This window comes from Pseudomonas sp. 3B-A001-10F, assembly GCF_056313565.1.
Map to the genome: position 1 here is coordinate 1 of NZ_JBQYFW010000037.1, position 12149 is coordinate 12149.

10 protein-coding genes are annotated in these 12149 nt (G+C 60.7%); all 10 read left to right on the top strand.

The genetic code is table 11. From position 1 onward, the window contains the following. Positions 1-698 precede the first annotated feature (698 nt). Genes rfbF through pseC form a run of 10 tightly spaced genes read left to right on the top strand, consistent with a single transcriptional unit; the run spans position 699 to position 12135 of the window. Entirely contained in the window at positions 699-1472 is a 774-nt protein-coding gene (gene rfbF, locus AC0ZWN_RS24735; RefSeq protein WP_186624419.1) for a glucose-1-phosphate cytidylyltransferase, read from the top strand. After that, positions 1454-2536: a CDP-glucose 4,6-dehydratase gene (rfbG, locus tag AC0ZWN_RS24740; RefSeq protein WP_095050161.1), complete on the top strand. Its 1083-nt coding sequence runs from the start codon at positions 1454-1456 to the stop codon at positions 2534-2536. The genes rfbF and rfbG overlap by 19 nt, the downstream gene beginning before the upstream one ends. After that, entirely contained in the window at positions 2533-3093 is a 561-nt protein-coding gene (locus tag AC0ZWN_RS24745; protein ID WP_476336963.1) for a dTDP-4-dehydrorhamnose 3,5-epimerase family protein, read from the top strand. The genes rfbG and AC0ZWN_RS24745 overlap by 4 nt, the downstream gene beginning before the upstream one ends. Next, positions 3090-4316 (top strand): methyltransferase domain-containing protein, encoded by a 1227-nt coding sequence (locus AC0ZWN_RS24750; protein ID WP_476336965.1) that lies wholly within the window; start codon positions 3090-3092, stop codon positions 4314-4316. Before AC0ZWN_RS24745 ends, AC0ZWN_RS24750 begins: the two co-directional genes overlap by 4 nt. Beyond that, complete coding sequence (locus tag AC0ZWN_RS24755; RefSeq protein ID WP_476336967.1) at positions 4313-5164, top strand: NAD-dependent epimerase/dehydratase family protein; 852 nt, start codon at positions 4313-4315, stop codon at positions 5162-5164. The genes AC0ZWN_RS24750 and AC0ZWN_RS24755 overlap by 4 nt, the downstream gene beginning before the upstream one ends. After that, a complete protein-coding gene (locus tag AC0ZWN_RS24760) occupies positions 5161-6231 on the top strand; it encodes a class I SAM-dependent methyltransferase (protein ID WP_476336969.1) in 1071 nt (356 codons plus the stop codon). Before AC0ZWN_RS24755 ends, AC0ZWN_RS24760 begins: the two co-directional genes overlap by 4 nt. Positions 6232-6248: 17 nt before the next feature. Further along, positions 6249-6986, top strand: a complete 738-nt coding sequence (locus tag AC0ZWN_RS24765; protein WP_093439633.1) for a cephalosporin hydroxylase family protein — start codon at positions 6249-6251, stop codon at positions 6984-6986. A 54-nt stretch (positions 6987-7040) separates the two neighbouring features. After that, positions 7041-9956, top strand: coding sequence for a TIGR00180 family glycosyltransferase (locus AC0ZWN_RS24770; protein ID WP_476336971.1), 2916 nt, complete (start codon positions 7041-7043; stop codon positions 9954-9956). 23 nt (positions 9957-9979) lie between these two features. Next, positions 9980-10981: a UDP-N-acetylglucosamine 4,6-dehydratase (inverting) gene (gene pseB / locus AC0ZWN_RS24775; RefSeq protein ID WP_194936415.1), complete on the top strand. Its 1002-nt coding sequence runs from the start codon at positions 9980-9982 to the stop codon at positions 10979-10981. Further along, on the top strand, positions 10978-12135 hold the full coding sequence (gene pseC / locus AC0ZWN_RS24780) for a UDP-4-amino-4,6-dideoxy-N-acetyl-beta-L-altrosamine transaminase (protein WP_476336974.1): 1158 nt from the start codon (positions 10978-10980) through the stop codon (positions 12133-12135). The genes pseB and pseC overlap by 4 nt, the downstream gene beginning before the upstream one ends. Positions 12136-12149 lie beyond the last annotated feature (14 nt).

Sequence of the window (12149 nt, forward strand, 5' to 3'; positions counted from 1 at the left end):
AAGTGTGTTTGCCGATGTCGATACCCAAAAGCGTGATGGTATTCATGAGAGATCCTCCTTCGGTAAAAAGAGAGCCTCGGCAAGTTTAGACCCGCCGAGGATCTCACCGGGCTGACCATCTCATTAACGCTTGCTCCTGCGTACGGCCCGCTCGCTGGGGCTCGGGGTTCCTTCGCTGCGGGATCGATCCGGGCGCAGCGCCTACGGTTTGCTTCGCTGCACCTCCTCTCGCTGTGTTTGGCTTCGCCAAACGGTCGCTGCGCTCCCCCCCCCGGATCAATCCCTCCGCTCAGCCTTCCGACGTCGCTCGTGGATCAAGATCAAGAGCTGCAGCCGAGCTAACGCTCATCCTGTTGAGTGGTGAGGAGCGGGGCGTGGTCGGCTTTGGATTTGTGGTGGGTTTTCCCCTTGTTCCAGAGGGAGTCGATTTCGGACTTTCAAAACCTGAGTTCGACTCGGTATTTCACGTCGGCGTAGCTCTCCCAAACACCTCGGTCAGTCCCCTCTCCCTTTGGGAGAGGGTTAGGGTGAGGGGGCTTGTGGAGCTGGCGCGTTTCCTGCAAGTCCCCTGTAAATCGCCATAAAACGAGCGCTCGCGGTCACTCCAGCGGCGCCCGGAGCGGCAAAAGGTTTAGCCAGACGGCCCGCAGCGCTCAACAAAGCCATGCGCAGCCCGGTGAAGAACAAGAGGGGAGACGATGAAGGCAGTTATTTTGGCGGGTGGCCTCGGCACGCGCATCAGTGAAGAGTCGCACCTCAAGCCCAAGCCAATGATCGAGATCGGCGGCAAGCCAATTCTCTGGCACATCATGAAGCAGTATTCCGCCCACGGAATTCACGACTTCGTGATCTGCCTCGGCTACAAGGGCTATGCGATCAAGGACTTCTTCGCCAACTACTTCCTGCACACCTCTGATGTCACCTTCAACATGCGTGAAAACCGCATGGACGTGCACCAGAATTACAGCGAGCCGTGGAGCGTCACGCTCATCGACACCGGTGAGGAAACCATGACCGGTGGTCGTCTGCTGCGTGCCGGCCGTTACCTCAAGGATGAAGAGGCGTTCTGCTTCACTTACGGCGACGGCGTTTCCGATATCAACATTGCTCAACTCGTGGATTTCCACAAAGCCCACGGCCGTCTCGCGACCGTCACTGCCGTGCAACCGCCGGGCCGCTACGGCGCGCTTGAGCGTCAGGGTGATCAAGTGCTGGGCTTCACCGAAAAGCCTCGCGGTGACGGTGGCTGGATCAACGGTGGCTTCTTCGTGCTCTCGCCGAAAGTGCTGCCGTACATCGCCGATGACGCCACCACTTGGGAAGCCGAACCGCTGGCGCGTCTGGCCGCTGACGAACAGTTGAAAGCCTTCGAGCACGAAGGCTTCTGGCATCCGATGGACACCCTGCGCGACAAGAACCATCTCGAAGCGTTGTGGCAGAGCGGGGAGGCCCCATGGAAGCAATGGGCCTGAGTGCGGATTTCTGGCGCGGCAAACGCGTCCTCGTCACCGGACACACCGGTTTCAAAGGCAGCTGGCTGACCCTGTGGCTGCAAAGCCTCGGCGCGCAAGTCAGCGGCTTTTCCCTGGATCCGTCGACTGAGCCGAGCTTGTTCGAACTGGCGCGGGTGCATGAGGGCATCAACGATCAGCGCGGTGATCTGCGGGATCTCGGTGCCTTGCTGGAAATCATCGCCGACACCGAGCCTGAAATCGTTCTGCACCTGGCGGCTCAGCCGTTGGTGCGCGAAGGCTATCGCGATCCGCTCGGCACGTACTCCAGTAACGTCATGGGCACGCTGAACCTGCTCGAAGCGATTCGTCAGGTCGGCTGCGTGCGCGCCTGTGTGCTGGTGACCACCGACAAGGTCTACGCCAACAAGGAATGGCTGTGGCCGTACCGCGAAGACGAAGCCCTCGGTGGCCACGATCCTTACAGCAGCAGCAAGGCTTGCTGTGAATTGCTCGCACAGTCTTATGCCGCGTCGTTTTTCCCGGCGGACAAGTACGCCGAGCACGGTCTGGCCCTGGCCACCGCGCGCGCTGGCAACGTCCTGGGCGGCGGCGATTTTGCCCCTGAGCGCCTGATTCCTGACGTGCTCAAAGCGTGGAGCGCCGACGAACCGGTGACCCTGCGTTATCCGCAAGCCGTGCGCCCGTGGCAGCACGCGCTGGAGCCGCTGGCCGGTTACCTGCAACTGGCCGCAGGTCTCTACGAACAAGGCCCGGAATACGCCGGGGCGTGGAATTTCGGCCCGGGTGAAGCGGACATGTGCAGTGTCGGCGAAGTGGTCGAATTGCTCGCCAGCCGCTGGCCGCAGGCGTGCGGTTTGCGCATCGAAAAAAGCGAACTGCACGAGGCCGGCCTGCTGCGTCTGGACAGCAGCCGCGCACGCCAAGTACTTGGCTGGCATCCGCGCTGGACCTTGCAACAATGTCTGGCCCAGACCCTCGACTGGCATCTGGCGTGGCAGAACGGCGATGACATGCGCAACGTCACCCTCGGCCAACTGAACCTGTACCGAGGCGCGCTGTGAGCGAGTTTTCCCTGAAGGCGTTGCCGCTGGCCGGACTGTTCAACGTCCAGCACAAACGTTTCGAAGATCAGCGCGGACACTTTGCCCGGCTGTTCTGCGAAGGCAGCCTGAGTGCGTTCGGCAGTGAGTTCCATATTCGTCAGATCAACCATTCCTGCACCCGTGAGAAGGGCAGTGTGCGCGGTCTGCATTATCAGAATGCCAATGCCCCGGAAGCCAAACTGATCACTTGCCTGCGCGGTGAAGTGTGGGACGTGGCGGTGGATCTGCGCCCAGACTCCGAGACCTTTCTGCACTGGCACGCCGAGCATCTGAAGGCTGGCGACGGCCGCAGCCTGTTGATACCGGCCGGCTTTGCCCACGGTTTCCAGACCCTCACCGAAGACGCCGAATTGCTTTACCTGCACAGCGCCGATTACGCGCCGGAGCACGAGGGCGGGCTGTCGGTGAATGATCCACGGCTGGCGATTGCCTGGCCGTTGCCTGTCAATAATTTGTCAGCGCGTGACTCCAGCCATCCCGCGCTCGATCAACACTTTGCTGGAGTGCGTCTATGAACTGCCGTGGGTGCGCCGCACCGCTGAGCCTGCCGCTGATCGACCTCGGCACCTCGCCACCGTCCAACGCCTACGTCCACGCTGATCGCCTGGAGCAGGCCGAGCAATGGGTGCCGCTGAAGGTCGCGGTGTGTCAGCAATGCTGGCTGGTGCAGACCGAGGATTACACCAGCGCCGATAGCCTGTTCGACGCCGAGTACGCCTACTTCAGTTCGTTCTCCAGCACCTGGCTGGCCCATGCCGAGCGCTATGTCGCCGAGATGGTCGAGCGTTTCGGCCTGACCGCCGACAGCCGTGTGGTTGAAGTCGCCGCCAATGACGGTTACCTGCTGCAATACGTCGCCGCTCGCGGCATTGCCTGCCTGGGCGTTGAACCGACGCGCAGCACTGCACAAGCGGCACGCGAAAAAGGCCTGGAGATCCGTGAGCTGTTCTTCGGTCGCGACACTGCTGCGCAACTGAAAAGCGAAGGTTGGGGCGCTGACCTGATGGCGGCCAACAACGTGCTCGCCCATGTGCCGGACATCAACGATTTCCTTGTAGGCTTCGCGACGCTGCTCAAGCCGACCGGCGTCGCCACCTTCGAATTCCCGCAACTGCTGACGCTGATGGCTGGCGCGCAGTTCGACACGCTGTATCACGAACACTATTCCTACCTGTCGCTGACCGCCGTGCAGACCCTGTGCGAGCGCAATGGTCTGGAAGTCTTCGACGTCAGCCAACTGAGCACCCATGGCGGTTCGCTGCGGGTGTTCGTCCAGCGCAAGGACGGCCAGCACCGCGCGGTTCAACCAGCGGTGCAACAACAGTTGCAGGCCGAGTTCGAGGCCGGGGTAAAAACCGTCGAGTACTACGCAACCCTCGCGCCTGCCGCTGAACGCATCAAGCATGACTTGCTGCGCTTTCTGTTGCAGGCCAAGGCCGACGGCAAGCGGGTAGTCGGTTACGGCGCTGCGGCCAAGGGCAACACCTTGCTCAACTACGCCGGGGTCAAACCGGACCTGCTCGCCTGGGTGGCTGATGCCAACCCGCACAAGCAGGGCAAATTCCTGCCGGGCAGTCGCATTCCGATCGTTGCGCCCGCGCAGATCGACATCGAAAAACCGGACTACGTGCTGGTGCTGCCGTGGAACCTGCTGCACGAAGTCAGTCAGCAACTGGCGCAAGTGCGTCAGTGGGACGGCCGCTTTGTGATCGCCGTGCCCGAGTTGAAAGTGCTGTGAAGGTACTGGTTACCGGCGCTACCGGTTTTGTCGGCCGCCATCTGGTTGCGGCGTTGCTGGCCCGTGGCTGCGAGATCCGCGCCGTGGCGCGCAACGTAGAAATCGCGAAAGGCATGCCGTGGATCAACGACGTCGAGTTTGTGAGCGCGGATATTCACGCCGCCGATCTCGATTTCGCTGCGTTGACCGCTGGTATCGATGCGCTGGCGCATCTGGCCTGGCCGGGCTTGCCGAACTATCGGGCGCTGTTCCATTTCGAGCACAACCTGATGGCCGATTACCGCTTTATCAAAAGCGCGGTCGAGGCGGGCGTGCAGCAGGTGCTGGTCACCGGCACCTGTTTCGAATACGGCATGCAAAGCGGTCCGCTCAGCGAAAGCTCCGCGCCGCAGCCGAGCAACCCTTACGGTCTGGCCAAGCACACGCTGCACCTGTTTTTGCAAAACCTGCAGCAGGAACTGCCGTTCACGTTGCAGTGGGCGCGCTTGTTCTATCTGCATGGCGAAGGGCAGAACCCCAACAGCCTGTTGGCGGCTCTGGACCGGGCGATCGATACCGGTGAGGCGTCGTTCAACATGTCGGCCGGCGAGCAGTTGCGTGATTTTCTGCCGATTGAAAACGCTGCCGGCTACCTCGCCGCGATCCTGCAACGACACGACTTCGACGGCGTGATCAATTGCGCCAGCGGCCAACCGGTGTCGGTGCGTTCATTGGTTGAACAGCGCCTGCGCGAACGTGGCGCGACACTGAATCTGAACCTCGGCCACTACCCGTATCCGACCCACGAGCCCTTGGCGTTCTGGGCGGTGACCGAGCGCTTGCAACAGTTATTGGGAGAGCCGCAATGAGGCACGAGTTGTACCGGGTCACCGACCTGCCGGTGCTGCAGAATCGCACCTTTGCCGATCCCGCGTCGGCGCAGGCCTCGGCCAGTGCCGACATGCTGTTGGTGCAGGACGAGCGCAGCGGTCTGATCTTCAACGCGGCGTTCGACGCCGACAAGCTCAGCTACGACGCCGATTACCAGAACGAGCAGGCGCATTCCGGCCAGTTCCAGAAGCACTTGAGTGACGTCGAAGGCATCATCGCCAAGCACTTCAAAGGCCAGGAGCTGATCGAAGTCGGCTGTGGCAAAGGCTATTTCCTGGAATTGCTCAAGGGCCTCGGCTATTCGATCACCGGCATTGATCCGGCGTACGAAGGCGAGAATGCCGACGTGATCAAGGCACCTTTCACACGGGGCCTGGGTCTGGAAGCGGACGCCATCGTCCTGCGCCATGTGCTGGAGCATATTCAGGATCCGGTCAGTTTCCTCGCTGAAATGGCCAACGCCAATCAGGGCGGACAGATCTACATCGAAGTGCCGTGCTTTGACTGGATCCTCGAGCACAAAGCCTGGTTCGACCTGTTCTACGAACACGTCAATTATTTCCGTCTCGATGACCTGCGCCGGATGTTCGGCACCGTGCACGAGGCCGGTCACCTGTTCGGTGGCCAATACCTGTACATCGTCGCCGACCTGTCGACCTTGCGCCTGACTCCGGATCAACCGGTGCCGCGCCTGGCCCTGCCTGACGGCTTCACCGCCAGCCTCGATCGCGCCGTGCAGATCATTCAGTCCGCCCCCGAGCAGGGTTCGGCGATCTGGGGCGCTTCGTCCAAAGGCGTGATCTATTCGCTGTTCCTGCAACGTGCCGGTGTGGCGGTGGACCGTGTGGTGGATATCAACCCGGCCAAACAGGGGCGTTATCTGCCGTTGAGCGGCGCGCGGGTGTCCTCGCCGCAAGAGGCCATGGACGCGTTGCCCGAAGGCGCCAACCTGTTTGTGATGAATTCCAATTACCTCGAAGAGATCAAGCGGATGACCGGTGGACGCTACGTCTATCACGCCGTCGACAGCGCTTCGTTTCAGTGACCCTTGAGATTATTAAAATGACCGACAACAGCATCAACCAAGCCTTCGAAGCCGAGTGCCGGGAACAGATTGCCCAGCAGGGTGACGACCAGAAACTGACCGGGCTGGCCCGCGATTTCTTCAATGAATCGGCCAAGCACAAATACAGCTACCACTTCTCGTGGATGGGCCGTCCGATCATCCAGTTGCCACAAGACATGATGGCCATGCAGGAGATCATCTGGCAGGTCAAACCGGATCTGGTCATCGAGTGCGGCATCGCCCACGGCGGTTCGATCATCTACTACGCCTCGTTGCTGGAGCTGCAGGGCCACGGCGAAGTACTGGGCATCGACCTCGACATTCGCCCGCACAACCGCGAAGCGATCGAAAGCCACCCGATGGCCAAGCGTATCAAGATGATCGAAGGCTCGAGCATCGACGCCGGCATTGCTGCCCAGGTGCAGGCTGCGGCCAAAGGCAAGAAAGTCATTCTGGTTCTGGACTCCAACCACACCCACGATCACGTACTGGAAGAGCTGCGTCTGTACGCACCGCTGGTGTCGGTCGACAGCTACTGCGTGGTCATGGACACCGTGGTTGAAGACATGCCGGCCGATTTCTTCCCGGATCGTCCGTGGGGCCCGGGCGACAACCCGAAAACCGCCGTGTGGAAATACCTGGAAGAGAACCAGGATTTCGAGATCGACCAGCAGTTGCAGAACAAGCTGTTGATCACCGTGGCGCCGGACGGCTATCTGCGTCGCGTCCGTTAATTCGCAACATCACCAAGCGTTGTTTCGGCGAGTCGCCGGTTGTGGAGAGAAGTTATGCAAGGCAAGTACAGTTCTGAACTGGCGCTACCGCTCGAAGAGCTATTGACCGTCGTCCTGATTACTCACAATCGGCCGGCGTTTTTGCGCCGGGCGGTGAAGTATTACAGCAGCTTGCCCTGCAGAATCATGGTGCTCGATTCGACACTCGAACGACCTGAAGGCGACTTTGACGCCGTCGATTACCACCATGTGCCGCAGTTCGCGTACTGGGGCATGCAGGCCAAACTGGCGTATGGCGTGGAGAAACTGACCACGCCATACATGGTGCTGGCGGCCGACGACGATTTCATCCTGCACGATTCGCTGGCCGAGTCCGTGGGTTTCCTGCACGCCAATCCGGATTACGGCATGTGTCACGGCTATTGCCTGATGTACCTGTCATTGGCTCATGGCGTAAACTACTACCGCCGCGACAAGAAAGTCCAGGAAGACTATGCGTCCGAGCGGGCGCAGGAGCGCGTCCTCGATTACATGAACCAGTACATCCCGCCGTTCTACGCGGTAACCCGTACTGATCTGATGAAAAACTGGCACTCGGCGTTGCCGCCGGGGACCAATTTCCAGTGGCAGGAAATCGGCCACGTCTACTACCTGCTGGCCAGTGCCAAGGCCCGCATCCTGCCGATTCCGTACGTGGTGCGCGAGATCAACTACGGTGTCTCCGAGCACAATACCGATGTGTATCACTCGCTGACCTACGTCGACGCCAAATCGGTCGCCGAACGAGAGGCGTTTGCCGAGTTTCTCGTCTCGCTGCCTACCGCTATCGAAGGGCTGGATGCCGGGCAGGCCAAGGCCTTTGCCCTGGAGAGTTTCGAGGCAATGGCCGACAGCCTGAAGTCCGGGCGGGCGCTGACTGCCGAGCTGATTATCGAATCGACCTGGAACCAGGAACTGAAGGCGCCGGATCGTCGTTTTGGCCCGCTGCAGTACGTTGAAATGCCGTTCTACAACCAGGCATTCTTTGAGCGTCTGGAGCAGTTCGAATTCATGTTGCACACCCTGCCGGCCGGTCGCATGCAACTGGAAGGACTGGAAGGCGTGTGGGCCCGGCAAGCGCACCTGTTGCAGGCGCGCAATAACGACACGGCGGAAAGTGTGGTTGACCGGTTATGGCAGGCCCATGATCTGAATGCGTTCAACCTGACCGTGGTCAAACGTCTGGCGACCCAACTGGACATCGTCGGCGACGAAAGCGCTGCGCAAGCCATGCGCGAGTGGATCGCCCGTCTCGAAGCGCTATTGGTCGAAGATCATCAGCCAGTGTTCGGCAAAATGAAGTCCGGTCGCCTGTTGCAGTGGCTGGCGGCTCGCGCGCCGGCGATCGAACAACTCGAGTCGATAGGCCAACATCTGGCGACTGAGGGCGGTGGCCCGCAATTCGGCATTTTCCTGCTTGATCTGGACAACGACATCGACAAGTTGCAGGTGTCGCTCGACAGCCTGCTGGAAGGTCACTGCAAAGCGTTCAGGATTGTCGTGTTCACCACCGGCGAAGCACCGGCGGCGACGACGGCACAAAACACCCTGCACTTTGTTCGTGTCACCCAAAGCAACTTTGTCGACAAGCTCAACCAGAGCGCTCAGCAGTCGCCAAGCGATTGGTTGCTGCTGGGTGAGGCGGGTGACCAGTTCACCGCCAGCGGCCTGTTGCGCGCCAGTCTGGAGCTGATGTCGGCCGAAGGTGTGCGTGCGGTGGCCACCGATGAAATCCAGCGCAAGGACAATGGCGCGCTGGTTGACGTGTTCCGTCCGGGTTTCAACCTGGATCTGCTGCAAAGCGTGCCGGCACTGATGGCGCGCCATTGGTTGATCCGCCGCGAAGTGTTGCTTGAAGCCGGCGGATATCAGGCTGACTTCAGCAAAGCGCTGGAATTCGACCTGCTGTTGCGCATCATCGAGCAGGGTGGCCTCGACGGTCTGGCGCATCTCGACGAGCCGTTGCTGATCACCCAGGCGGCAGAGCTCGAAGAAAACGCCCACGAACGTCAGGCGTTGCTGCGTCATCTGGGCAATCGCGGCTACAAGGCCAAGGTCACGTCGACGGCGCCGGGCACCTGGCAAATCGATTACCGCCACACCGAGCAGCCGCTGGTTTCGATCATTGTGCCGGTGATCGATGATCTGCCAGTGCTGCGCCGCTGCCTGGAAGGCGTGTTGCTCAGAACCCGTTACAGTCGTTATGAAGTGTTGCTGGCGGCAAACGCCAATCAATCGGCAGCGGTCAACGACTGGCTGGGCACGCTGCGCCACGCGAAAGTCAATGTGTTGCGTGCCGATCAGCCGCTGAGCGAAGTCGCGCTGTACAACGCCGCCAGCGAGCAGGCTCAAGGTGAGTATCTGGTGCTGTTGGCCGCAGACAGTGAAGTCGTCAACCCGAACTGGATCGATTCGCTGCTCAACCACGCCCAGCGTCCGGAAGTGGGCATCGTCGGTGCGAAATTGGTCGACCGTGACGGCAAGGTGGCCCAGGCCGGCTTGATTCTTGGCCTGAACGACGGCGTGGGTTCGGCCTTCATCGGCGAAAGTCACGCAGCAGACGGCTACATGCATCGCTTGGCCGTCGAGCAGAATTACTCGGCCGTGTCGAAGGTCTGCCTGATGGTGCGCAAAGAGCTGTTCAACGCGCTTGGCGGGCTGGATGAAGTGACGTTCGTCGAGGGTTATGCCGATGTCGATCTGTGCCTCAAGGCGAGTCAGGCCGGCTACCTCACCGTGTGGACGCCGTTGGTGCAGGTACTGCATACCGGCGAGTTGCCGCAGGCGCCAGAAGCACTGGCGGCACTGCGTGAGAAATGGAGCGGCGTCTTCGCGCAGGATCCGGCTTACAACGCCAACCTGGCGCTGAGCGGCAAAGGTTTCACCCTGGGTGAAAATGCCTCGATCAACTGGGCACAGTTGCTCGCTTAAGCGCGCCGGACAGGAATCAGCATATGTTCAACGGTAAATCGATTTTCATCTCCGGCGGCACCGGTTCGTTCGGGCGCAAATTCATCACGCGCCTGCTCGAGCAATACCAGCCCAAGCGCGTGGTGGTGTTCTCCCGTGACGAGCTGAAGCAGTACGAAATGCAGCAGACGTTCAACGCGCCGTGCATGCGCTATTTCATTGGTGACGTGCGCGACGCCGATCGCCTGCGTCAGGCCATGCGCGGCATCGACTACGTGGTGCATGCCGCGGCGTTGAAGCAAGTGCCGGCGGCGGAATACAACCCCACCGAATGCATCCGCACCAACGTCAATGGCGCGGAAAACATCATTGCCGCCGCCATCGACAATGGCGTGAAAAAGGTTGTGGCGCTGTCGACCGACAAAGCCGCCAGCCCGATCAACCTGTACGGCGCGACCAAGTTGCTCTCGGACAAATTGTTCGTCGCTGCCAACAATATTGCCGGCGAGCAGGAAACGCGGTTTGCCGTGGTGCGCTACGGCAACGTGGCCGGTTCCCGTGGTTCGGTGGTGCCGTTCTTCAGCAAACTGATCGCCGATGGCGCACAGGAACTGCCGATCACTGACGAGCGCATGACGCGGTTCTGGATCACCCTCGACCACGGCGTGCAATTCGTCCTCGACAGCTTTGCGCGGATGCACGGCGGTGAAGTGTTTGTGCCGAAGATTCCATCGATCCGCATTGTCGATCTGGCGCGCGGCATGGCTGAACACCTGCCGCACAAGAACGTCGGCATTCGTCCCGGCGAGAAGCTCCATGAATTGATGGTGCCGCTGGACGATGCGCGGATGACCCTCGAGTTCGAAGATCACTACACCATCCAGCCGTCGATTCGCTTTACCAGCGTCGATGTTGATTTTGCCGTCGACAAACTCGGCGAGCAGGGGCGTGCCGTGAGCGAGGATTTCGAGTACCGCTCCGACACCAATCCGCATTTCCTTTCGGTCGGGCAGATCGCTGATCTGCACGCGAAGCTCTCGGCATGATTCCCTACGGTCGGCAGAGCCTCGATCAGGCAGACATCGATGCCGTCGTCCAAGTGCTGCAGTCGGACTGGCTGACCCAAGGGCCGAGCATCGAGCGTTTCGAGCAGGCAATGGCCGAGCGTTGCCAGGCTGACTTCGCCGTCGCGGTGTGCAACGCCACAGCGGCGCTGCACATTGCCTGTCTGGCCGCAGGCCTGGGGCCGGGTGATCGTTTGTGGACGACGCCGAACACCTTTCTTGCCTCGGCCAACTGTGGACGTTATTGCGCTGCCGAAGTTGACTTCGTCGACATTGATCCGCTGACCTGGAACCTTGATGCGTTCGCCCTCGAAGCGAAACTCGATCAGGCCGAGCAGGACGGCACTTTGCCCAAAGTGCTAGTAGCGGTGGCGTTCTCCGGGCAGAGCTGCGACATGCGCAAGATTGCCGAACTGGCCGAGCGCTACAACTTCACCGTGATCGAAGATGCGTCTCACGCGGTCGGTGCGTCCTACGCCGGGCGGCCGGTCGGCTGCGGTGAATTCGCAGCGATGACGGTGTTCAGCTTTCATCCGGTGAAAATCATCACCAGCGCCGAGGGCGGCATGGTGCTGACCAATCGGCCGCAACTGGCCGAGCGCCTGCAGCGTTTGCGCAGCCACGGTATGACCCGCGATGCGCAGCAGATGAGCGAACCGAGCCACGGCCCGTGGTACTACCAGCAGATCGAGCTGGGTTTCAATTACCGCATGACCGATCTGCAAGCCGCGCTGGGTTTGTCGCAACTGAGCAAACTCGACGACTTCATCGCCCGACGTCGTGAACTCGCGGCGCGATACGATCGCTTGCTGGCGTATTTGCCGGTGACGTTGCCCAGCCCTCAGCCTGAGGCGCAATCGGCTTGGCACCTGTATGTGATTCGGCTGCAGACCGACCGCATCGGCCTCAGTCATCGTCAGGTGTTTGAAGGCTTGCGTGCTGCCGGTGTTGGCGTGAATCTGCACTACATTCCTGTGCACCTGCAGCCGTACTATCGCGACCTGGGTTTCGCCGAGGGCGATTTCCCCGAGGCCGAGCGTTATTACGCCGAGGCGATCAGCCTGCCGCTGTTTCCGCTGTTGAGCGATGCGCAACAGGATTACGTGGTCGAGCAATTGCGTCGGCTGACCGAATAATTGCCGCTGAGGCA

Excerpts from the sequence above, each read along its gene's own strand:
- rfbG (WP_095050161.1), top strand. The coding sequence starts at position 1,454 with ATGGAAGCAATGGGCCTGAGTGCGGATTTCTGGCGCGGCAAACGCGTC.
- AC0ZWN_RS24765 (WP_093439633.1), top strand. The coding sequence starts at position 6,249 with ATGACCGACAACAGCATCAACCAAGCCTTCGAAGCCGAGTGCCGGGAA.
- rfbF (WP_186624419.1), top strand. The coding sequence starts at position 699 with ATGAAGGCAGTTATTTTGGCGGGTGGCCTCGGCACGCGCATCAGTGAA.
- AC0ZWN_RS24770 (WP_476336971.1), top strand. The coding sequence starts at position 7,041 with ATGCAAGGCAAGTACAGTTCTGAACTGGCGCTACCGCTCGAAGAGCTA.
- AC0ZWN_RS24750 (WP_476336965.1), top strand. The coding sequence starts at position 3,090 with ATGAACTGCCGTGGGTGCGCCGCACCGCTGAGCCTGCCGCTGATCGAC.
- pseC (WP_476336974.1), top strand. The coding sequence starts at position 10,978 with ATGATTCCCTACGGTCGGCAGAGCCTCGATCAGGCAGACATCGATGCC.
- AC0ZWN_RS24760 (WP_476336969.1), top strand. The coding sequence starts at position 5,161 with ATGAGGCACGAGTTGTACCGGGTCACCGACCTGCCGGTGCTGCAGAAT.
- pseB (WP_194936415.1), top strand. The coding sequence starts at position 9,980 with ATGTTCAACGGTAAATCGATTTTCATCTCCGGCGGCACCGGTTCGTTC.